Source organism: Hahella sp. HNIBRBA332, from assembly GCF_030719035.1.
Classification (GTDB): domain Bacteria; phylum Pseudomonadota; class Gammaproteobacteria; order Pseudomonadales; family Oleiphilaceae; genus Hahella.
In genome coordinates this window covers 6,049,717-6,072,374 of the sequence record NZ_CP132203.1, presented here as the reverse complement: position 1 = coordinate 6,072,374, position 22,658 = coordinate 6,049,717, and the positions used below count along the sequence as shown (strand labels likewise).

Genomic DNA, 22,658 nt, shown 5'->3' with positions numbered 1-22,658 from the left:
CTACGCCAACTCGTAAAGAACGTCGGGACAACGTTCTTCATTGCCGGAGCCGTCGGTAAAGCGCACCGGGACAAACCCATGGCGTTCGTAGAAGCGTCGGGCATCCTGGTTTTGCTGAAAACAATGCAGCCTGATCGGCTTCGACGCCAGCGACAATGCATGGCTCAACAGCTGGGAGCCGATGCCGCGTCCGACAAATTCAGGGGCGAGATAAAACTGAGTCAGCCAGGTCAGGCGGTCGCCTTTGTCCAGCGAGAGAAAGCCGGCAATACGCTCATCCGCCACGGCGAGGGTCACGGACTCGCGGGGAAGCAACAGATATCGCACCCAACCGCGGACTTCCCGTTCCGAGTGGGCCATAGGAGCATAAGCCAGAAACTTCTTTCGCGACGCCAACATAATATCGGTCACGGTATCGGCGTCAGCCGCCGTGGCCGGTCGCAATACTACATTCATCGTTCACTACCTCTCGAACAAGCATAGCCTGATCGGACAGCCGCCGCTCGCCGTCCCCATCCACCGGCGCAGGCGACAGGAAGCGCCTGTTTTGGCCAAATACGGTGGACTCACCTAAGCTTTAGAACGCACCCGTAAATCAAAACATCATAACGGATATCCGATGATACGGCGTTTTCACTGGATACGGCTCCTCCTGCGATCAGGATCAGCGCGCCGCGCAGTCGCCGGGCTGACGCTGTCTTTCCTACTGCTCCCGTCCGCATCCGTCATGGCGACACAAAGACCGACGACGACATTGGCCACACTCAACTGGGAGCCTTATGTCGGCGAAGAGATGCGTAATTCTGGATTCGTCTACGAACTGGTGACGGAGGCTTTCAAGCGCGGCGGCTACACTCCCAACGTCAAGTTCCTGCCCTGGGCGCGGGCGCTGGATATGACCGAACGAGGGGAAATGGACGCGCTGTTCCCGGAATATTACTCCTCCTCCCGCCTGGAGGATTTCGCTTACTCCGATCCCTTTCTCGGCGGTCCGGTGGGCTTCTATGTACGCAACGACAGCGACATCCAGTTCAGCGTAGACCCCAGAATCAATCAGCTTGCGGCGTTACAGGCGCTGTCACAGTATAAATTCGGCGTGGTGCGCGGCTATATCAACACCGACACTTTTGACAGCGCGTCCTTCCTGTACAAGGAAGACGTCGTCGACGACCTCACCAACTTACAGCGTCTTTACTATAATCGGGTGCAGCTTATCTTCATCGACAAATTCGTCGCCCGCTACCTGCTGGAAAAAAACTACCCACAATATCTGCGCGACCTCCGTTTTCTGGAGCCGCCCCTGGAAGTTAAATTCCTGTACGTGGTGTTTTCCAAAAAAGCGCCTGACTATGAAGATCAACTGGCGGCCTTCAACGCAGGATTGAAAGCCGTGAAAAGAGACGGAACCCTACAGGATATATATACCCGCCATGGTTTCCGGGAAGTGCTGGAGTATGAGGGCGCGCTGGAAAACCGCCGGCTGATTCCCGCTCACTGAGAGTTTTCAGTCGGGTAATCCTGTAGTGGTGGACGCGTACCTTGCCTGTACACCTTATACAGTAAATACCATGAGAACAGCGCGGGTCCGCCGCCGACAAGCCAAAACCACAGCAGTACTTTAAAGTTACCCATCATCAGCTTGTTAGTCATGGTGTAGACGCCAAGTGGGCCTGGGTCACTCATAACATGAAAAAATAATCCATTCCCTATGATCAAACCCAACCATACCCATATCTGGATATCTTTCAATACATAGCCTGAGTGTCGCGCCCATAGCCAAATCAATGACAGAAGCGCCACAAAGGCCATTGCCAAATACGCCATCGAACCAAGAGGAGGAAAACGTGCATCCGATATGGAGTTCTCAATGACAAGAGAGACTCCCATTACATACAACACCGTCGTTGGCAGAATAAACAGTAGGCCCAACAACACTTTAAACACTTTGAGCGCCATGTTTTTCATCAACCATCCTTTTCCACATCGGCAGATTTGCCCTTTAAGACGGGGTTTTCTCTCGCGCCTTCCGTCCGCATCAACCAGTCCCTGAACGCGCGGATTTTATTTTCCTCACTGCGCGCCGGGTGATGCAATAAATAGTAATTTTCCGCTTGCGGCAAGTCCCGTTCACTCAACGCCAGCAGCGCGCCGGAGCGCAGTTCCTGCGCCACCAACACCTCCGGCAACAGGGCGACGCCCAGTCCATGCATGGCCGCCTCGATCACCATGTAGTAATGTTCAAAGCGGGCGCGCCAGGTTGGCGTCGTAAAGTCAAAACCCTGCGCTTCAAACCAATGCGCCCACACATGGGGCCGGGTGGAATGCAACAGTAAGCGACCAGGGTCAGCCTCGCCCCGCCCCAAGGCCTCCAGCTCCTCGCGCAGCGATGGCGCCGCCACCGGCAGCAACCGCTCCGGGAACAGTTTATGGCGTCGCACGCCGGACCAGTCGCCCTGACCGATATACAGCGCCACATCCAGCCCGTGCTCATTCAGATCCAGTTCGGTGAACGCCTTGGAGAAATCGGAAGGCGTCGTTTTCACTTCTACGGAGATATTGGGATAGCGCCGCTGAAAGTCCTGCAGCTTGGGAATCAGCCATCGGGAGCCTAACGTCGGCAACGCGCCGATCGTCAGCAGGCCGCCCTCGCCTCGATGTTGCAGCAATTCATCCGTGCCCAGGGACAGGCGGTCTAACGCCTGTGTGACATGAAACAGGTAGGCGCGTCCGGCGGCGGTAAGTTGCAGGCGACGCTTGTGCTGACTGAACAATGGCGTTTGCAGACGCTCCTCCAGTCCGGCGATAGCGCGACTCACGGCGCCCGGCGTCACACAGAGTTCTTCTGCGGCCTTGGTGAAGCTGAGATGACGGGCGGCGCATTCAAACGTACGCACCGCGTTTAAAGGAGGCAGCATCCGCATTGTGAGAAAATCTCAATCAAATTGAATTAATATCGCTTCTTAATCGCGAATTTCACAGTGATAATTGCACACAGCTCAATTATCACTTATTTCAGGAGGTATGTATGCGGCCGTTTCATCTGGCCTTTCCCGTGACCAATCTGGACGCCGCCCGCGCCTTTTATGTGGATCGTTTCGGCTGCGCCATCGGTCGTACTGCGGAGCGCTGGATCGACTTTGACTTTTTCGGCCACCAGATTACCGCCCATCTCGTGGAAAGCCCCCAGGAAGACGCCGGCCGCAACGCCGTTGATGGCGACAGCATCCGCGTACCGCATTTCGGCGTTATTCTGGATAAAAGCGAATGGGAAAAAGTGCGTGATCGCATCACCGAACGCTGCGACACCTTCCTGCTGCCGCCGAAAATCCGCTTCGTCGGTGAACCTGGCGAGCAAGGCACTTTCTTTGTCAGCGACCCGTCGGGCAACGTGCTGGAGTTTAAATACTTCAACAGCGACGCCGATATTTTCAGAACCTGATCCCGTTTAACAACCATAGAGATTCTCATGAACATCGTGTTTCACAGCGGCGCGTTCGACCTGCAGGAATGGCGACAGGCGGCGCAGACCATCAGTCCCGCACTCCAGCTTCTGGCGCCGGAAGAAATCGCTATCGAAGAGATCGATGTTCTGCTCATTTGGCGCCCCACCCTGACGGACTGGACCCAGGCGCGCAATCTGAAACTGGTCATTGGATTGGGCGCAGGCATAGATGGACTGATCCGACAGTTGCGCCTGCCGGCGGGAACGCCCGTAGAGCGTATGCGGGACGCCGGCATGCGTCAGGCTATGTCGGAATACGCCACCTACGCCGTGCTGCACTTTCAACGCAACTTCGACCAGTTTCGGCAGGCGCAACAGGACAAAGTCTGGCTGCCTCACAGCCCTTACTACCGCGCCAATCGGGACACCCGCGTCGGCGTGCTGGGACTGGGCAGCCTGGGAGGGACAGTTGCGCAACATCTGAGTCAGTTGGGATACTCAACGTCAGGCTGGTCGCGTAGCGGCAAGTCCCTGGCCGGCGTCGCCACTTTCGCCGGAGAGACCGCGCTGAATGAATTTCTCAGGCAATGTGACATTCTTATCAATATGCTGCCTCATAACGCGGCGACGGAAGGTTTCCTGAGTCTGAACCGCCTCTCCCGCTTGCCGCAAGGGGCCGCCGTAGTGTGCTTATCCCGCGGCGCGGTGACGAACGAAAACGCCCTTCTGGAACACTTGGACAACGGCCATTTACGCGGGGCGATGATGGATGTATTCCAGCAGGAACCCTTACCCGCCACGCATCCGCTATGGAACCACCCTAAAGTGTGGGTGACGCCCCATCAAAGTGCACCCACCCAAATCGAACCGGCGTTGCGGGAAGTCATGGATATTCTGCGGGAGCGAGGGCTGGACTGAACCCCGCAACCGCTCCCAACGTCGTTATTCATCTCTTCTTCCTTCTCCCGCGTCATGGACGGGCGCCACATCGTTGATACGCCTCATTTCAGGGCTATTTTTATCGGCCCAAACACGACTTTTTATCTTGTTAAAACAGCAAAAAGCGTGCGCTCACTCACTTGCCAGGCAGCGCCTTTTGGTACGCGGTATGCAGGGTAAAAGTTTTTTGTTATCTTCCGGGACTTTCCACTTTTACCGCCACCAATGGATAAGGGTTACACCATGGCGAACCAAGCCAAAACCAACATCGACTGGATTGATACGGCGAAGGGCGTTTGTATTTTGTTGGTGGTGCTTCACCACGTCATTATTACTTCCTATGCTTTGCCTGGAGTTGAGTTAAGCTCCACCGCCGTCAAATTTGAACATTTTCACCATTTGGTGAGCATTTATCTGGCGCCGTTGCGCATGCCGCTGTTTTTCATGATCTCCGGCTTTCTGGTGCATCGCGCCGTCACTCAGTATCGTTGGAGCGATGTGGCGCAGAAGCGCATCTATAATCTGGCTTACCTTTTTGTGCTTTGGGGCGCGCTGCAATGGCTGGGCGTCACCCTGGTGAACTGGGCCGGCGGTTCTGAAAAACAACTGACGGAAGTCACCAACGCGCTATATTCCTCCAATCCGGCGGAGTTCATCTCTCTGACCCTGACCGGCTCCAGCAGCCTTTGGTATCTCTACGCCCTGCCCTGGTATTTCGCCATCTGCAAACTGTTATCCAGTCGTTGGCCGCTGGCGATGCTGGTTTTGCTGACGGGTCATTTTATCGGGCAAACCTTTGTCCATGACTGGCCCACCAAAAGTATCATCGCCAATGGCGTATTTTACGGGCTGGGCTGCTTCTTCGGCCGCCATCTGTTTTCCCTGCTCAGCCGCATCAGTCTACGCAGTATCGGACTATTGGCGGTTTTCGGTCTGGCGTCCCTGAGCCTGAAGCTGCTGCACTGGGAACACTTTCTTTTCACCAGTCTACTGCTGGTGAGCATCAGCATCATGGGTTTCGCATTCACGCAGTCCATTGCGGATTTCAAAATGTTGCGGTGGATGGGTAAGAACACGCTGCAGATCTATGTCCTGCATCGGATATTTATTGAAATGGCGGGAGTCTGGCTGGCGCCGGCGCTGGTCAAAGCCGGCGTGTTCGACAGTAGTGCGGCGATCACCGGCTGGTACGCACTGTATCCCACCCTGGCCACCCTTGGCGTGACTGCGCTGTCTCTGTTCGTCTGGAGCCTCACCAATCGCGGTCCTGGCGTCTTTCTTTACACCGCGCCGGATTTCCATGTGCGGGCGGCGCGTCTTTCCGCTCTGGTATTGAAACGTTAAACGCAAATGGGCCCGTTGCGGCAGACGCATCGGGTCCGTTTACAACGCCCCTTCCACATATTTGTTCACAATGGCCTGATGGCGGCCGTTGTTCTTCAGCTGGTCCAACGCCTGCTGAAAGCGCTGCACTATTTCATCGGGAGTCTGCAGGCTGAACGCGAAATATTGATCCGAATCTTTCAGGGTAAAGATCTCTTCGTAGTCCGCCGGTTTCAGCTTCATCTGCTTGATGTACCAGGCTGCGCCAAGCCTGCCGTAGGCCCAGGCGTCCACCTGTCCAAGGCTCAGCATCGCCAACGCCACCTGCGGGCTGGAGGTGCGACGCAACGCGCTGTCGGGCACGCCGTTATTCAGTAACAACTGCTCGCCGATATCGTCGCGCACGGTGGCGATGCGCAACGTCTTCAAGTCCTGCAGAGACGCAACACGCAGGGATTTGTCACGGCGGGCGGTGATCACGATATGAGAGGGAATAATCGGCCCCACCCACTTGAACAGCCCATCGCGGTGTTCTGTGCGGGTCATGGCGAACAGCACCGCATTGCGGCTTTGCTGCACATGGGTGTACGCCCGCGCCCAAGGCATTAACAACATATCCGCGCGGGTTTGCGAGTAACCGGCGATCTGCAGCATCTCTTCCATCAGATCCACAGATACGCCTTGCAGACGACCATTCTCTGCAAAGTTCAGCGGAGCGTAGTCCTCCGTCATCATATTTAAATTGTCTGCGGCGCGGCAGGCGCCCGCCAATGCGAAACACAGCAAGGCGAGGCGAATGGAAAGTCTGATCAGAGCAGAAAATTTTGTCATCATCAGGGGTATCCCTTGTGGCTGAAAGCGCGGTCCCGGCGTGGGATTGTCCTGCTTGAAGCGGTGTCCGGACCGGGAGTATTAGACCTGAACCTGACCCATTCTATGCCCCTGCGCGCCGCTTTTTAACCCCTCCAGGATTAAGGATTCGCAGCCTTCACGCCTTTCCAATGGCGCCGTACAGAGGCAAAGATATGGCTAAAACAACCTGTTTTATGTCATATACGCCAGTATTAATCCTCAACGCCATGTGCGACGCTGAAAAATCCAAATGGCTATCTGAAACACAGTAGACGCAATCAACAATAAAGGTAATACATCCATGAGCGAACTGCTTAATAAGCAATATCGTCTGGCCAAGCGACCAGTGGGCGAACCCGGCGACGATACCTGGGAATTCTGCGAGCAACCTGTCGCGCAGCCGGGCGCTGATGAAGTACTGGTGAAAATTCAATACGTCTCCCTTGATCCTGCCATGCGCGGCTGGCTCAACGAAGGCAAGTCCTATATTGCGCCGGTGCAAATCGGCGAGGTCATGCGCGCCGGCGCCGTCGGCGAAGTCATCGCCTCCAACCACGCAGATTTCAGTCCCGGCGACATGGTGGTGGGCATGCTGGGCGTCCAGCAATACGCCATCTGCAATGGTAAAGAACTGCACAAAGTCGATACGCGCATCGCTCCGGCGCCACGCTATCTTGGCGTCCTCGGCATGCCCGGCATGACCGCCTATTTCGGACTGTTGGACACCGGCAAGCCGCAAGAGGGCGAGACCGTGGTGGTGTCCGGCGCCGCAGGCGCGGTGGGCGGTGTGGTAGGTCAGATCGCCAAGATCAAAGGATGTCGCGTTGTGGGCATCGCCGGCGGTCCAGAGAAATGTCGCTATCTGACCGAAGAACTTGGCTTTGACGGCGTGGTGGATTACAAAAACGAGGACGTCATGGCCGGCCTGAAACGGGAATGTCCCAATGGTGTCGACGTGTTCTTCGACAATGTCGGCGGCGATATCCTGGACGCCGTGCTCACCCGCATCAATCTGCATGCGCGCATTGTGATTTGCGGCGCTATTTCCCAATACAACAACACCAAGCCGGTGAAAGGTCCTTCCAACTATCTGTCACTGCTGGTCAATCGCGCCCGCATGGAGGGCATTGTGGTGTTCGACAACGCCAAGCATTACGGCAAAGCGGCGATGGAAATGGCCGGCTGGATGGCCGCTGGCAAGCTGAAAGCGAAAGAGCACGTGGTGGAAGGCATTGAAAACTTCCCCAACACGCTGATGATGCTGTTCAGCGGCGACAACTTCGGCAAGTTGGTGCTCAAGGTAGCGGACAACTAAGGAGCGCGGATATGGCTTACGATCTGCAGGACAAGGTGAATTTGATCACCGGCGCCGCCTCCGGTATTGGTAAAGAGACCGCCCTTCTACTGGCTCAGTTGGGGGCGGAATTGATCCTGTCCGACATCAATGCGGAACAGGGCGACGCTGTCGCCGCGTTGATTCGCGACCAGGGCGGCCGGGCGCATTTCTGCGCCGCTGATGTGACACAGGCGGTGCAAGTCGCCCATTTACACGCCTTCGTAATGGAAGTCTGCGGCAGGCTCGATTGCGCCGTCAACAGTGCGGGCGTGGAGCACGTCAACGCCAGGATGGCGGACATCGACGAAGCCACCTGGGATCAGGTAATCGACATCAACCTGAAGGGCGTGTTCCTGTGCATGCGCGAGCAGATCAAATGCATGCTGCCGCGCCGTGACGGACGCATCATCAATCTCGCCTCCATCGCTGGTCTGCGCAGCGCACCGTCGCTTGCGCCGTACTCCGCCAGCAAGTTCGGCGTGGTCGGGCTGAGCAAGTCCGCAGCGGTCGAATACGCCAGCTCCGGAATTCGCATCAATGCGGTTTGTCCCAGCTTTATCAACACGCCCATGGTGCAACGCGCGCTACAGGCGATGGATGAGAAAAAGGCGCAGAAGGTGGTGCGCGCCAACCCGATGCAACGGCTGGGCGAGCCTGAGGAAATAGGACGCATGATCGCCTGGCTGTGTTCAGACGAATCCAGCTTCATGACCGGACAGGCGGTGGCGCTGGATGGCGGGCTGACCGCCTAAGCTAATCTTGCGTAGGCATCCCGGCGTCGTTCGTCAGTTGAAGACGCGACGCCGGACTTGCAGCAAGGTAATTACGCCAATCGGCGCGCCGTCTCGTAGAGAGATTCTGAGGGCGTGGCGAACACCAACCGGGGACCGACATTATGGGTCACCGCCGCTTTGATGACGATCGGAGTTAGCGCCTCCTGGTAGCGCAGATCAAACTCGATGTCTTCCTCCTCTCCGTCGCCCAGTTGAGCCAGGGCCGCTAACGCCAGCGCGATTTTGTCCTGCGCCAGTGGTTCATCCAGTTGCCCACCCAATGCGTCGAGAAAATCGCTCAGTCCGTCGACCCCGCACGTAAGTTCAAATTCATGCATCGCTCCGCTCCTCCGCAGGTTATTCCACATGCGAAAATACTATACTCTTTGGTATCACAAGGAGTTTGATCCAAGGCAGAAAAACGATGTCGTCCGCGCACTTGACTTGGGTCAGCAAGATAGCGTTAGCTAGAGCTATCCTAGTAATATTCCGAAACTCCGCTAACAATAATTAAGGATATTGCCTATGACATTTGATGTTGTCACCATCGGCAGCGCCACCGTAGATCACTTCGCAGACACGGATTCCGAGCTGATCCGCATCGACACGCGCACCAGCCATTCCGAACTCATCGCCTTCCCGTTAGGTAGTAAACTTTTAATCAAAGAGCTCAGAACCACCACTGGCGGCGGCGGCACCAATACCGCGGTGGCGTTCTCCAGGCTGGGACTGAATACCGGTTTCCTGGGCAAAATAGGCGATGACGCTAACGGCGATTTCGTACTGGATAAACTGCGCGAGGAACACATCAGTTTCATTGGCGCCCGGGGAGGACAGACCGGCTTCTCCGTTATCCTCAACAGCATCAAGGATGATCGCTCCATTCTCGCCTACAAAGGGGCTAACGATCATCTTGAAGCCGCGGATATTCAGCCCTTTCAGACCCGTTGGGTATATCTGTCGAGCATGCTGGAGCAGAGCTTCCAGACCGTCTGCGATCTGGTCGCCGGCAACGGCTTCAAACTGGCCTTCAATCCCAGCAACTATCAGGCGGAGTTAGGTTACGCCAAGCTGGCGAAATTGATCGACCGGGTGGAGATTCTGGTTATGAATAAAGAAGAAGCCTGCAAATTCCTCGGCCTCAATTTCTTCAAATCACCATCGGTTCCCGACCTGATCCCAGAGCTGGCGAAACTGCCGCCGGCCATTTTCGCCATCACTGATGGCGCAGAAGGAGCATATGTCTATGATCGCGAGCATTTGTACTATGCGCGCCCTCTGCCGGACCTGCAGGTGGTGGAGACCACCGGCGCTGGCGACGCCTTCGCCGCAACCTTTACCGCAGCTATTATTCTCGGCGAGAATACCGCCACAGCTCTCCACTACGCCATGACAAACTCGGAATCTGTCCTGCAACATAAAGGCGCCAAGGAAAAGCTGTTACCATTAGTGGAGCTACGGGATATTGCAGCCAGAACCCGTAGAGATATTGAAACACTGAATTTATAACTCGCCGGCGGCGTCCGAATGACGCGCCCCGCAGCGCACAGCACGACAGTGGAGCCTCTTTAATGCAAAGCACAGAAACGATTCAATTGGAAGTCAAAAACGCGGTTCCCAGCGGCGGCGAACAAGAGACGGCGTTGTGCATCGACTTATGGCGTCAGATTGACGGTTTCTTCAAGGATCGTCCTTTCAAGGTGGAAGATCCCTATCGCGGCAGCCTCGGGGAGTACGATATATCTTTGGACGCATCAGACATGGTGCGCGCCCTGCAACAAGCCAAGGACAGCTCCGGCAGTTTCAATCACTATCGCCGCAAGCATGCTGAGGACAGCAGCGTCAGCCTGGGCGCCACGCTGAACCTGAAGGTAGTGGCCCGCAATGACTTGACCGCTCCCTATTCCATTTACCACGCCGCCAGCGTGTTCATTCAACAACTGATGCTGGGCATGAACATCGCACTGCCGGGCTCCTGCCAGCTCTTGGCGACCCAATTCCTCGGCAAGCAGGCGCACCGCTTCGAAGCGCAGGATTTTGATTCCAAGGCGTTCTACGACGCCAATCAGAGCGCCGTGGATCACGGCTGGCCGCACATCACCCAATTGAGTTTCGCCAAGGTCTGGGACTGGTTCGAAATGCTGGGCGTCAGCCAACGCAATACGGCGATTTCCACCGCCAACAAAGTGCTGGTGGATATGCTGAAAATCGCCCAGCAACGCTATCGTTACGGCGCCCGCACCGCCATGCTGGTCGCCAATCAGCTGGAAATGCTGATTGGCGCCCGCAATGACGAAGACATGCAGCACCTGCGCGAGCGGGTCAGTCTTGTGCTCGGCCGCCCCCCTGAGTCGGCGGACTGCTTCAAAGAGCTGTATCGCCTGCGTCACGCTCTGTTTCTCGGTGAGCACCCCGTGCGCCGTCCAGCTCTGGGCTATCACGACGCGGACGAAGAAATCAAACAACAGCTGTCCCAGCACAATTCAGGCGTGGAAAAAGCCATCGCAGTGGTTCTGGCCCTGGTGCAGGATCTTATTGCAACCCAGTCCCGGGAATACGCCTTTACCGAGCAAATGAGCCGCAAATAATTCCACTGGGCGAGTATTAAGGGCGGCGCTGCCGCCCTTTTTCATTGGCTATTGTGAAAGCCCGTCTAAACTTAAAGTAAATAAATCCAACAGACCGACCAGATTTATGCCTTCCGCACTCCGTTCGCCCGGAGCCGTCCGATATTTCAGTGTTTGCGCTGCGCTACTGGCGTTAGTGTGGCTCATCGCCTGTCCGTTATCCCAGGCCGACATCCATCACCCCAAGCTTTTGCTTGTGTTAAAAGGCGAAAGCAACGCCTATTGGCGCCAGGTTTATCAGGGTGCGCAGAAAGCCGCCGAAGAAGCCGGCGTCACTATGCTGCATCGCAGCACTAAAGATGACGGCGATATAGCGGGACAAATACAGATTCTGTCTTATCATCTCAGTCAAACGCCGCCGGACGTCCTGATTCTGGCGCCGAACTCCGACGAGGATCTGTCCGCCAGCGTGGCTCAATACCGCACCAGAAATATCCCTGTGCTGGTGGTGGACTCCAATCTCGCCGGCAACGCTCATCAAGGGCTGGTCGCCACCGACAATTACGCCGCCGGTCAACTGGCCGCCCGCGCCCTGCTCGCCACTCTCGATTTGAGCGAGAAACGCAATATTGTGCTGCTGCGCCTGCGGGCGGGCAACGCCTCGACTGATCAGCGGGAACAGGGATTTCTGGACGTCCTGATGGATTACGACAAAATCCGCATCGCCGCCGCTCCGTATGTAGGAGACGATCGCGGAGCCGCACGCAGCGAAATGTTGCGGCTGCTGAAGGAATTGCCGACCATCGACGGCCTGTTTACACCCAATGAGTCCACCACTATCGGCGCGTTAGTGGCGATTCGACAATCGGGCATGTCAAAGCGGTTTGGCTTCATCGGCTTCGATCAGACCGAAGAATTGGAAGCAGCCATGTATGCGGGAGAAATCAGTAATCTGGTGGTACAGAATCCGGAGTATATGGGCTATCTGGCGGTGCAGAGAGCATTGGATCTGATCAAAGGAAACCCCATACCGGCGTTCACCGACACCGGCGTCAAACTACTGCAGCCGCTGCCCAAGCCCTGAATTAATCGCGGTCGCCTTGAAACCAGCGAAACAGATCCATGGCGAACACCATAGATATCGAGCAGCCGAAAATATACAGCGTAATCAACCATCCAGGCGGCGACTGAGTCGCCTCCTCAGGCAACACGAGATTGAGTAGAAACAATAAGAGCAGCAACACGCCGCATAGCCTGAGCCGATAGGCGCGGCTGACCAGTCTGGCAAGCATGAACCTCTCCTGATCAAAACCTGAAGGTCTCATTAAATCCTATCAGACGCCACCGAAACGATAACTCCACCACAGACTCAGCCCTAACGTTTTCGCCTGCTTCCACTGCAGACGATCCATGGTCACGCCAAGATACAGGTCAAAAACCTGCAGATTGAGATTGAGGGCGTCAGCGTTGAAATAATAACGCCCCTCCAGTGTCAGCCTCTCATTAAAACGGTAGGCGGCCCCTACCAGCCCCAGATCGATATTATCGTAACGCCGCCAACCGGCGCCCAGACTGACTGCATCATTCAGGCGATATTCGCTCCATAAAAACCCTCGCAACGGCAACTCCTGTATGTGGTCGCGATAGCCTTCATTGCCGCTCAACGCCGGCGACACATCCAAAGCCCCATCTTCATCATAAGAAATGGTGTCGGAGGTAGCGCGGGCGACTGTCGCCGTAGCGCGATCCCAGTATATGCGATTGAAAGCATCCTCCAGCGCCAATCGCGCCTCCCACTGCGGGTGAGGCCGCCATCGCAGATACAGATCCACCGCAAACCCATCACCGCTGACGTTTTCCGGCGATCGGTCCAACAGGCGGTCTTCCGTATAGGCGTAATCCAGCTCCAGCTCTCCCGTGGGAGAGGCGTCCGGCGTATCCAGATAACCGCGCAGATACCCTTCGGTCAGCTCATCCGCACGCAAGTATGAAAGGGCCAATTTGACGTTGAAGGCCTCCGTTAATGCAAACCGGTAACCCAGCTTAACGCCTTTAGCACGCAGTTGGTTCGCCGCCAGGTAAAGGTCATAGTGGGCGTCGCTTTCATGAGGAAGGTCATTGTTGTAGAGGTATATCAGTTCCGCCGCGTCGGAACTGAATTCAAGGTAATAGTCATAACGCTCGACAAAGGAAAGACTGAGATTGCGATACTCGGCGCCGATCTCGATATGATCATGCGTGTACGCCACATCGCCCCGCGCCACCGGATCGCCTTTCAGGTCATGAGCGATCTGATAAATCGGCGCCGCATTGCTGTAGGAAAAGCTCTCCACCTCCGTATACAGCCGCCAGCCATCGTCGCTCGCCGCACCCGTCTTCGCACAGACCAATGTCCAGCCTAATGCGCCGATCTGCGCAATACGCCTTACCTTTTTTCCATAATCAGACAAAAGCCAGATTCCGTTTTTAGTGATTCATTCCAGTCACTTACCAGTGATCCGTTTCGCATGCGCCATTCGTTAGAAAGGGAGGACAAGCCTCCCTTTACGTTGCGCACGCTGTATTCAGCTTAGTTTAAAACGATTCAAAGTCACCATCGCTGAACCGCACCAACACCACACCACTCACTTCGGAAATGGTGGCGTACTGGGTTCCGTTGTTAGTGATGGAGCCGGTGGCTTTGCCATCTTCGCCTTCCTCCACGGACAGTGTGACGCCATCTTGGTTGGTGACAGTCAACGTTTCCGCCTCAGAATCCAAGCTCGCTTCCAGCGTAATGCCATCATAAGACAAACTCACTCCTACCTGTCCGGACTCCAGTCCGGTCCGTTCCGCAGACAATGTGACGGAAACAGCATCGGATACGCCATTGATCTCCGCCATAAACGCCAACCCGATATTGACGTCCACGTAGCCGTCCTCGCTTTCATCCGTACAGTTTTCAGAGAAAGAGCCGTTGGTCTCGCTCCCTTCGCAAGTCAAAGTCAAACCAGTGGCGTCAGCATTGATTGAAAGGGAGCCGCTAAATGCCTCGCCAGTAGTATTGCTGAACTCACCAGCCAGGGTCATGCCCAATGTCCCCGCCGTAAAGACTTCCGTCCAGATTTCCTCATAGCTGGAGCTGGTTTCTGTATCAGTTTCAGAAATGTCCGCAGTGAACGACGACAACTGAACGTCCATGCTGCCTGTGAATGAAACAGGATCCGTAACGCCGACTTCCGACAATGTCACACTCAGGCTCAAGTCCATATCGTTGACGTTAAAAGATTCCTCCAACTCGGTGGTAGTTACGTCGCCATTAGTCGTTTCATCTTCATTGCTACTGAATGAAGCCATAACTTCGGCGCGGCTTCCGTCGTTAATCGTGAGTGAAACGGAACTGGATGCGACACTGCCATTGATGGAGAAACTGACCTCAACGGAGATTTCCTGGGTCGTATTGGTTCCCCCTGTCGTCGGGGTTTCGACCTCATCGCCAACTTCCACAACAGAAGCATCTGTAGCGGTCAGCGACACCGCCACGCCTTCAATTGTAGTGTCAACAGAGAAAGTAACCTCATCACTATTCACACTAACGTCGACTATGGGAGAGCCATCCAGAGAGCCGTCTTCCGCATAAGCCATATAGGACATGGCAATCTGCTCCAACGCGACAGTCATCACATTCACGACTTCAGCGGTGTTATCTTCTGAAGCAAACGTGGCGGCCTCTATCTGACCGGCGAAATCTTCCAGCGCACTGCGGTCTTCACTGCTCAGTAGCATGCCAGTCCCCAAGTTGCGAATCGCCTGCACCATAGCCTTGGCCTGCGCCAGTTCCGTCGCGTTAGCGGTATCGCTGGCCTCACCCTGGGACTCTTCGGATGATCCATTATTCTGGGCGTCGCTTTCTTCCGCCGCAATGATGGTGATCAGGCCATCCAGATCCAAATCGCCGGACTCATCCGCCGCTACTGCTGCATTTAATATCTCCAGCGTGCTCTCCAGAATTTCCTCAAGGGTTGTGCCAACGCCATCCGAATCTGCTGTATCCGCAATGCCGCCATCAGCGAAGTCTTCCGCGAAAGCCGCCACTGCTTGCTCAATACTGAGTCCAGGAGAGTCTCCCTGCACCGCCTGCACAATGGCTGCGCTTAGCGTGTTGTATTTGATCCCGCCTTGACCAGCGGCGGCCACCGCTGTCGGATTGGTGATGTCCACTACTGCGATTTTGGTCAGATCACCCGCTACGCCAAAACGATTCGCCACCTTCGAATTCGCCGCCGTCACCGCCGCCTGGATTTCAGCGGCGCTGGTGATGCCGCCCATGGTGATATCTTGCAACGCCACTTGGGTGGCGACATCAGTCAACACCGTTATATTGACCGATATGTTCGACGAGCCCGAGGGGACCACTGCGTTCAATGCAAAACCGCTGTCCGTCAGAGCGTAATCCTGTCCAAAGTCCACGCCGCTTCCACATCCTCCGCTGAGGTCGCATCGCATCAGCGTGCCAGTGGTTGGCGTTACACGCACGACCACAGGACCACTGTATCCCGAGTCTATTGTCAGGTTGTAAGTTCCATCCGAACCCGTTGTGGCCTGCCCCAGAATATTGGAAGTATCCGCCTCGCCATTGATCACGGGATAAGCGCGTACAAGACCGCCGATGATAATCCCCTTGGATGCGGCGCCACTCAGAGTCACGCTGTCATCGTCGTCGTCATCATCGCCGCCGCCACCGCCTCCTCCACATGCGGTCAAAGCAACCGCCAGCACAAGAGGCGTCAGATTATTTTTGAACTTATCAAACTTAGACATGCTTTTGCTCCTCACGATAGCCGTAGCCTGGGGCTTCAGTTGTGAATAATCGCGTCAGGCCTGTGAATGTTTCGTACTTACCCGCCGGCGCCAACAGCGAAATCCCCCTCCCGAATGACGAAGCTGAGTCTGTGTCGACCATAATTCGTACTTGGCGCAGTATTTAAGTAAAGCACAGTAGGCCTGACGGAATGCTTGGCGGGCTGGATAAATCGTGACTATTTGTTACCAGTTTTTGGGCCACTGCGTAAGTGTTTAGCGCTATTGGCATTTTTTGATCGCGGGTGTATATTGGCCAGCTCTCTTCAACTCCAAACCCCAATGGAGGCCTGGCGTCCATGCAAACTGAAAACATTCCTCTCGTCGCCTGACGAAGAACGCTCCAGGCCGGCTGATATTGATCGCGCCCGGGCGCGTTGCGCACAACGCGCGTCATCAGCGACCCCCTTATTGATATTTTCTGACAGAAACAAATAGGTCTTCGAATATTCCCGTTTATTTACCGGGATTGCGCTCTATCTGCGCCGCAGGCCAGTTGTAGGCTTTTAGCCAGGGTATACAATCAATGAACCACGAATTAAGGTCCCACAACCTGTGGGTGCTTTCATGGCCAATCTTTATTGAAGAAATAACCGGCGGTCTGGTGTTTCTCGCCGACGCCTATTTCCTCAGCCGAATCTCAGACGAAGTCGCCGCTACGGTTGGCGTGCTGCTGCCAGTGTTATTACTGGGGTTCTTCATCATCCCGATGTTCACCACTGCAGGCACCAGCGTCGCCTCGCAATATATGGGCGCGAAAAAAACGCAGCATATATTGCCAACCTACATGGCGAATATCGGCATCAGCAGTCTGCTTGGGTTGCTGATGTTCATCGTCAGCTTCATCTACGCCGACCGCGTCGGCTTGTGGCTGGGCATGACGCCGGAGTTGAACGCGCACTCAGAGACTTATCTCATGGCGGTGTCGTTCAGCTTCTTCTGTATCGCAGTGCGTTTCTCCTACGCCTCTATCCTGGCGTCTCGGGGCATGACTCACTGGAACATGGCCACTGCGCTGGCGACCAATGCGCTCAACGTGGTGTTGAACGCTGCGTTCTTCCTGGGCTGGTTCGGGCTGCCCAAGATGGGGCTTTTGGGCATCGCCATGGCGACGTCGATTTCCTTCGCCGTGGGCGCGCTGCTGGTGATGTGGGTGGTGCATGGACCGATGAAGATCCGTTTTCGCTTCAAAGGCATGTCCGGGCCGATTCGACGCGTGATGCGTCCGATTCTGAAAATCGGCATCCCTTCGGCGATGGAGCCGTTCAGTTACACCGTGCAGCAGATTGTCGTATCCATGGCGGTAATCAGTCTGGGGCTGGAGGCGATGGGCGCCAACACCTATGTGTTGCGGGTGCTGGTGGTGGAAATCACCTTCGCTTTCGCCCTGGGCGCCGGCAGCCAGATTCTGATGGCCCATTTCATGGGCGCTGAGAACTTCAAAGAGGTGAACCGCATCTTCTGGAAGTCAGTGGCCTACGCGTCTGGTTTCGCCTTCATCAACATGCTGATGTTTGTATGGATCTACGACAGCCTGCTGACCCTGTTCACGGATAATCAGCAGATTATCGAACTGGGCAAGTGGATGCTGGCGGCCTGTATCATCATGGAGCCGGCGCGAGCGGTGAATATCATCGCCGGCATGGGTCTGAAAGGGGTGGGCGACGCCCGCTTTTCCGCCGTCAACAGCATGATCTTCATGTGGGCGGTGATTCCTTTCGTGTTCTGGGTCGGGCTCGATATGGGCTACGGTATGCTGGGCGTGTGGATGTGCTTTGTCGTGGATGAATCCCTGCGGGCGGTCATCAACCTGTGGCGCTGGCGCACCGGCAAGTGGCGCAGCAAAGGCATCCGCCACGACACCGACGAGGAGGGTATGGCGGAAATCCCCGCCTGATGCGCCTCTCTTGATAAAGAAAAGCCCGGGAAACCGGGCTTTTTTCATGGTTCGCGCATCCCTGTCGCGTCTTGGTCAAATTGCCATATCAGGTAAGAGACGGCGCAGGACTTATTTCACCAGCCGTACGTTATCCACCTGGAAATGCACATTGCGCATTTCTGAATCCCACACTGGCAAAATCTCCAGCACTGAAGTCACCTCCGCTGTATTGAGGCCATCATAGTCTGCAAAGTTAATCTCCACCGGATGCCAGACATTCAGCGCGGCGGCGCTGTCCAGAATAGCGATATCACCCGTGCCGCAATCCGCGCCGCAATTCACTTTCGCCACCAGTCCGGTAGAGGCGGCGAAATCGATGACTTTTACATCGAAAGTGAGCTTGCTCAGGGCGGAAACGTTTAGCGGCTTGGCCGACTTGAACAGCACAACGCCTTTCGCTGCATGCTCCGCCGCCGGAGCGCCGTATTGCGCATCCACAACGGTTCCCGCTCCGTCAGCAAGCGCCGCGTCGAGAGTCACGAAGCTGGCGTCTTCCTGATAGGGGTCCCAGGAGGAGACCGCCCACACGCCGGGTTGAGCGAATAGCTCCGTATTCGTCACGCCATCCGTGTAAACGTCCGTGGTTTCCGTCAACGCTATATTTTCCTGGGCGAAACTGCTGCAGTCCGGGGTGTCCGCGGCGGTATTCGGCTCCCAACGGATATTTTCCAGAGACAGATCCATGGCGCCGCCAGAGTAAAGCAGAAACGGCGTATTGACGTTGCTGAAATCAAGGCCGTCATCGACAAAGCATTGGAATGGAATGCTTACTTCCGTCCATTCGCCCACTGGCAGACCACGCATGAAGTCGCCAACCGCGACTTCACCCAAACAGGGGTAGACGCAATGCAGCGAAAGATTAACGTCGCCAGCAGGCGCTTCATTCACTTTGACCCGGAACTTCACCGACGTTTTTGAGTTGTAGTACGGCGTCAGATCCTTGCCTTCGTTATCTTCCGTCGCCTGCATGTAAACTTGGCCCACATCAGTCCACTTCACCCGTTTGGCGCTGAACTGAATAGCGCCGTCTTCCGTGGAGACGCTCACCTCATTTCCTTCCAGCGCCGTGGTCACCGCCGGGTCCATGCTGACAGGCGTTCCGCCCCAGTTGGAAGGGCCGCCGATGCGCATGACCCAGTCGCCCTGATTCTGTCCGCTGGTGAACAGATCAAGATTCACGTTGGTGGTTCCACCGTCGCCGGGGTCGCTCTGATCACAGCCGAAGGCCTGACTTGCCTCGCTCAGGTCGTCGCCCAGACTGTCCGCATCCTGATAGCTCAGTCCAAAGCCGTAGGCGAACAGCGCGTCGCTGGCGTCGCCTTTATTCAAGGGCGTATGACAGGGTGAATTGGGCCAGGAATAAGACAGCTTCCCGACGAAGTCGAAATTGACGCCGCCTTCGGCTTTGGCGAACAGCACATCCGCCACGCCCTCACCCTCACTGCCGGGTAACCAGGCGGCGACAAAGGCGTTGGAGCGATTCAGCTCTTTATTCACATACAAGGGACGCCCGGACAGAAATACCGTCACCACCGGCACGCCGGCGTTGCGGATGGTTTCCAGCACCGCCAGATCCTGCGCATAATTGCGCGCGTGCTCCAGCGTCTTGGCGCCTTCAAGATCGCCGACGCCTTCCGCATAGGGCGTTTCCCCGATCACTACAATCGCCACGTCGTGCAGGTTAGGGTCAGCGTCGCCGCCGTCCGCATCGTAAGTCACATTGGAAGCGACATCCTGAATGCCTTTCAGGATCGACGTCGCGCCGGGAAAGTCCTCCGCTTCATTGAGGCCGGTTCCCTGCCAGGAAATAGTCCAGCCGCCGCTTTGATTGGACAGGCTGTCCGCGGATTTTCCCACCACCAGAATTCGTGCATCCCGGCTCAGAGGCAGGATGCCGTTTTTATTCTTCAACAGCACCAGCGACTTACGCACCGCTTCCCGCGCCAATTCCCGATGCTCGTTGGAGCCCAGTACTTCCACTTTCCCCGCCAGAGCGCGCTGGGAGGGCTTTGGCTTCTCAAACAAGCCTGCGCGCAGTTTGACCCGCAGGATGCGAGCTACGGCGTCATCGATACGCGACATCTCAATGGCGCCGGCGTTTACGGAGTCGATGGTATTTTGATAAAACGCCTTCCAATCCACTTTGTAGGGCACCATAAACAAATCGATGCCTGCATTGACCGCCTGCGGACAGTTGCTTTCCGTACAGCCATCCACCTGGCCAATGCCGTTCCAGTCAGACACGATCAGGCCATCAAAGCCCATCTTGCCTTTCAGCACATCAGTCAGCAGATCCTTTCTGCCGTGCAGCTTCTCACCCTGCCAGCTGTTGAAAGAAGCCATCACAGTCTGAGCGCCAGCGCGCAGAGCGGAATAGTAACCCTGCCCATGCAGATTGATCAGCGTGTTCTGGTCCGCCAGGTTATCGCCCTGATCATTCCCCTTGTCTGTGCCGCCGTCGCCAATAAAGTGCTTGGCCGTGGCCACCACATGCGACTGATCGAAATTACCCTGCAGGCCCTCAACCATCGCGGCGCCGTAATCAAAGATAATCTCGCCATCCTCAGAGTAACCTTCATAGGTACGCCCCCAACGATCATCCCTCACCACTGCGAGAGTTGGCGCGAAGGTCCAGTCAATACCGGTCACCGCCACTTCTTTCGCAGTCGCCGCGCCGATTCTACGAATCAAATCCGCATCTCGCGCCGCACCCAGACCAATGTTGTGGGGGAACAGGGTCGCACCCACCACGTTGCTGTGACCATGCACCGCATCCGTCCCCCAGATTATGGGGATGGCGGCGTTACCGTCGCTCTCATCCATGGATGCTTCCCACAACGCATCAGCGATATCCAGCCATTCCTGCACCGTCGCATGCTTATTCGTTCCCGGCCAGGAACCGCCACCGTTCAGCACGGAGCCAATGTGGTACTGTTTTACTTCTTCCGGAGTCAGGTGCTGCAGCTCTGGCTGAATCATCTGTCCGACTTTTTCTTCCAGGGACATAGTCGCCATGATTTCGGCGATCCTGGCTTCAATTTGCGGGTCTTTGGCGATGGCGCTTTGAATAGCCGGCCAATCACTGAAGGTATTGATGTAATCAACGCCGGCTACCGGATCAGGCGCACCTGGCCCATCTTTGCCGTCGTTATCGTTGGAATCACTGCTGCATGCCGTCAGCGCCGCGACAATCATCATGGTCGACAGCGCCTTCAGCTTGAGACGTCTGGATACGTACATGTGGTCACCTTTTTATATTTAGCGATAGTGGACCGAAACATTATGAAAGCGCTTTCATTTCAGAGTTAATAAAACCGGCTATATTCCCTGATACGTGATAGTTTGCTGAGTATTTCGGCCTGAACAACGGCCTATTACTATCGAAAACCAGGGCATTAACCAGCTTTGTCGACGCTATGCGATAAATTCACCGCAAAACAGCTCGCGCCAATATGAAAGCGATTTCATAAATTGCCCTAATTCAGACGTTATTGTCAATAGAGGCCAATAACGCCAAAGCGAGGTTTTTAAGATGTTGAGGAGTTTTTGGGAGGGGCGACGGAGTCGCGCAACACCAGTTCCGGCTCAAACATGGGAGCCGGCTGCGTCCGGCGTTCGCCCTGAATAGATTGAATCGCCAGCGCCGCGGCGCGTTTACCCATGGCGTTCACCGGCTGACGCACCGTGGTCAGGGCCGGATACAGTAACGAGGCGTACTCCACGTCATCGAAACCAACCAGGGAAATTTCATCGGGAACACTTAGTTTGGCTTCGCGCAACGCCTTCATGGCGCCAGCGGCCATCTGATCGTTGCAGGCGAATATCGCAGTGAAGTCGCAACTGCGCTTCAACAGGCGCTGGGTAGCGACATAGCCCCCTTCCACGGTGAAGTCGCCTTCCACCACCAGGTCCTTGTCATAGCACATCCCCAGGTTTTCCAGCGAACGGCGATAGCCGGACAGACGCGCGCGTCCTTCTTCATTGCCTAACGGTCCGCTGATACAGGCGATGCGGCGATGTCCCAGGGACGCCAGATACTCCACCACCAGATGACTGCCCTGCTCGTTGTCGACAATAACGCATTCGCCAGCCAATTCAGGCACATAGCGGTTCAACAGCACCAGCGGCGGGGATTTTTCCTTCAGGCTGATCAACTCTTCATCCGTCAGGCAGTACGGAAACAAAATGATGGCGTCGCAACGGCGGCCAGCCAGCATGTCGATGGTTTCCTTGATCTCGTCGGATGAGTAATTTTCTACGGAAATGATGAGGTTATAGCCGGATTCGCGCAAAGCGCGCTCCAGACTGGAAATAAGCGGGCCGAAAAACACGCCAAGCAAATCCGTCACCACCAGACCAATATTATTGGAACGGTTGGTGACCAGCCCCTGTGCGAATGAATTGGGACGATACCCCAGATCCTTCATGGCTTTGAATACCCGTTTACGGGTGCTTTCCTTAACGGGAGCCGTGTTGTTAATCACACGGGAGACAGTGGATATCGAGACCTTCGCGCGGTCGGAGACTTCTTTTATTGTAATCATTCGGAGGACGGGCACCTTGCTTAAGGGGAAACGCTTTCAGAGCCGGCCATCATGGGAGAAGCGGGCAATGCATGTCAACTAGGCGATAGCCTAACAAGCTCCCT

General features: G+C 55.7%; 20 protein-coding genes. 10 read left to right on the top strand and 10 right to left on the bottom strand.

Going from position 1 to position 22,658, the window contains the following annotated elements; genetic code table 11:
* Complete coding sequence (locus tag O5O45_RS26885; RefSeq protein ID WP_305902382.1) at positions 1-456, bottom strand: GNAT family N-acetyltransferase; 456 nt, start codon at positions 454-456, stop codon at positions 1-3.
* Positions 457-727: 271 nt separating this feature from the next.
* Between O5O45_RS26885 and O5O45_RS26880 the strand changes: the two genes are divergently transcribed.
* Positions 728-1,498 carry a substrate-binding periplasmic protein gene (locus O5O45_RS26880; RefSeq protein WP_305902381.1) on the top strand — a complete coding sequence of 257 codons (771 nt, stop codon included), beginning with the start codon at positions 728-730 and terminating at the stop codon, positions 1,496-1,498.
* Here O5O45_RS26880 and O5O45_RS26875 read toward each other — a convergent pair.
* Positions 1,492-1,965 carry a hypothetical protein gene (locus tag O5O45_RS26875; RefSeq protein WP_305902380.1) on the bottom strand — a complete coding sequence of 158 codons (474 nt, stop codon included), beginning with the start codon at positions 1,963-1,965 and terminating at the stop codon, positions 1,492-1,494. The two genes, O5O45_RS26880 and O5O45_RS26875, sit on opposite strands and share 7 nt — an antisense overlap.
* A complete protein-coding gene (locus O5O45_RS26870; RefSeq protein ID WP_305902379.1) occupies positions 1,965-2,921 on the bottom strand; it encodes a LysR substrate-binding domain-containing protein in 957 nt (318 codons plus the stop codon). Before O5O45_RS26870 ends, O5O45_RS26875 begins: the two co-directional genes overlap by 1 nt.
* A 104-nt stretch (positions 2,922-3,025) precedes the next feature.
* Between O5O45_RS26870 and O5O45_RS26865 the strand changes: the two genes are divergently transcribed.
* The 3 genes from O5O45_RS26865 (at position 3,026) to O5O45_RS26855 (ending at position 5,725) form a co-directional block, all read left to right on the top strand.
* A complete protein-coding gene (locus O5O45_RS26865) occupies positions 3,026-3,439 on the top strand; it encodes a VOC family protein (protein WP_305902378.1) in 414 nt (137 codons plus the stop codon).
* Between the two features lie 27 nt (positions 3,440-3,466).
* Entirely contained in the window at positions 3,467-4,360 is an 894-nt protein-coding gene (locus O5O45_RS26860) for an NAD(P)-dependent oxidoreductase (RefSeq protein WP_305902377.1), read from the top strand.
* A gap of 264 nt (positions 4,361-4,624) precedes the next feature.
* Positions 4,625-5,725, top strand: a complete 1,101-nt coding sequence (locus O5O45_RS26855) for an acyltransferase family protein (RefSeq protein ID WP_305902376.1) — start codon at positions 4,625-4,627, stop codon at positions 5,723-5,725.
* A gap of 39 nt (positions 5,726-5,764) precedes the next feature.
* Here O5O45_RS26855 and O5O45_RS26850 read toward each other — a convergent pair whose 3' ends face one another.
* The gene (locus O5O45_RS26850; RefSeq protein WP_305902375.1) at positions 5,765-6,538 is read right to left on the bottom strand and encodes a substrate-binding periplasmic protein; all 774 of its coding nucleotides are present in this window, start codon (positions 6,536-6,538) and stop codon (positions 5,765-5,767) included.
* 319 nt (positions 6,539-6,857) lie between these two features.
* Between O5O45_RS26850 and O5O45_RS26845 the strand changes: the two genes are divergently transcribed.
* Both O5O45_RS26845 and O5O45_RS26840 read left to right on the top strand, forming a co-directional pair.
* Positions 6,858-7,871: an NADP-dependent oxidoreductase gene (locus O5O45_RS26845; protein ID WP_305902374.1), complete on the top strand. Its 1,014-nt coding sequence runs from the start codon at positions 6,858-6,860 to the stop codon at positions 7,869-7,871.
* An 11-nt stretch (positions 7,872-7,882) separates the two neighbouring features.
* Positions 7,883-8,644, top strand: a complete 762-nt coding sequence (locus O5O45_RS26840) for an SDR family NAD(P)-dependent oxidoreductase (RefSeq protein ID WP_305902373.1) — start codon at positions 7,883-7,885, stop codon at positions 8,642-8,644.
* A 71-nt stretch (positions 8,645-8,715) separates the two neighbouring features.
* Here the strand turns inward: O5O45_RS26840 and O5O45_RS26835 are convergent, their stop codons facing one another.
* On the bottom strand, positions 8,716-9,003 hold the full coding sequence (locus O5O45_RS26835; protein ID WP_305902372.1) for a hypothetical protein: 288 nt from the start codon (positions 9,001-9,003) through the stop codon (positions 8,716-8,718).
* A 187-nt stretch (positions 9,004-9,190) separates the two neighbouring features.
* Here O5O45_RS26835 and O5O45_RS26830 point away from each other — a divergent pair, with 187 nt between their 5' ends.
* The 3 genes from O5O45_RS26830 (at position 9,191) to O5O45_RS26820 (ending at position 12,316) form a co-directional block, all read left to right on the top strand.
* Positions 9,191-10,174, top strand: a complete 984-nt coding sequence (locus O5O45_RS26830; RefSeq protein ID WP_305902371.1) for a carbohydrate kinase family protein — start codon at positions 9,191-9,193, stop codon at positions 10,172-10,174.
* A 62-nt stretch (positions 10,175-10,236) separates the two neighbouring features.
* Entirely contained in the window at positions 10,237-11,253 is a 1,017-nt protein-coding gene (locus tag O5O45_RS26825) for a hypothetical protein (RefSeq protein ID WP_305902370.1), read from the top strand.
* Between the two features lie 106 nt (positions 11,254-11,359).
* Positions 11,360-12,316, top strand: a complete 957-nt coding sequence (locus O5O45_RS26820) for an ABC transporter substrate-binding protein (protein WP_305902369.1) — start codon at positions 11,360-11,362, stop codon at positions 12,314-12,316.
* 1 nt (position 12,317) lies between these two features.
* Here O5O45_RS26820 and O5O45_RS26815 read toward each other — a convergent pair whose 3' ends face one another.
* The 3 genes from O5O45_RS26815 to O5O45_RS26805 form a co-directional block, all read right to left on the bottom strand.
* On the bottom strand, positions 12,318-12,524 hold the full coding sequence (locus tag O5O45_RS26815; protein ID WP_305902368.1) for a hypothetical protein: 207 nt from the start codon (positions 12,522-12,524) through the stop codon (positions 12,318-12,320).
* A 42-nt stretch (positions 12,525-12,566) separates the two neighbouring features.
* Positions 12,567-13,682, bottom strand: a complete 1,116-nt coding sequence (locus O5O45_RS26810) for a TonB-dependent receptor (RefSeq protein WP_305902367.1) — start codon at positions 13,680-13,682, stop codon at positions 12,567-12,569.
* 124 nt (positions 13,683-13,806) lie between these two features.
* Positions 13,807-16,032 (bottom strand): hypothetical protein, encoded by a 2,226-nt coding sequence (locus O5O45_RS26805; protein ID WP_305902366.1) that lies wholly within the window; start codon positions 16,030-16,032, stop codon positions 13,807-13,809.
* 565 nt (positions 16,033-16,597) lie between these two features.
* On the opposite strand from O5O45_RS26805, the gene O5O45_RS26800 reads away from it, so the two are divergent.
* The gene (locus O5O45_RS26800; protein WP_305902365.1) at positions 16,598-17,968 is read left to right on the top strand and encodes an MATE family efflux transporter; all 1,371 of its coding nucleotides are present in this window, start codon (positions 16,598-16,600) and stop codon (positions 17,966-17,968) included.
* 111 nt (positions 17,969-18,079) lie between these two features.
* Here O5O45_RS26800 and O5O45_RS26795 read toward each other — a convergent pair whose 3' ends face one another.
* Positions 18,080-21,250 (bottom strand): glycoside hydrolase family 3 protein, encoded by a 3,171-nt coding sequence (locus O5O45_RS26795; protein WP_305902364.1) that lies wholly within the window; start codon positions 21,248-21,250, stop codon positions 18,080-18,082.
* Between the two features lie 287 nt (positions 21,251-21,537).
* Positions 21,538-22,554 (bottom strand): LacI family DNA-binding transcriptional regulator, encoded by a 1,017-nt coding sequence (locus O5O45_RS26790; RefSeq protein WP_305902363.1) that lies wholly within the window; start codon positions 22,552-22,554, stop codon positions 21,538-21,540.
* Between the last annotated feature and the right edge of the window lie 104 nt (positions 22,555-22,658).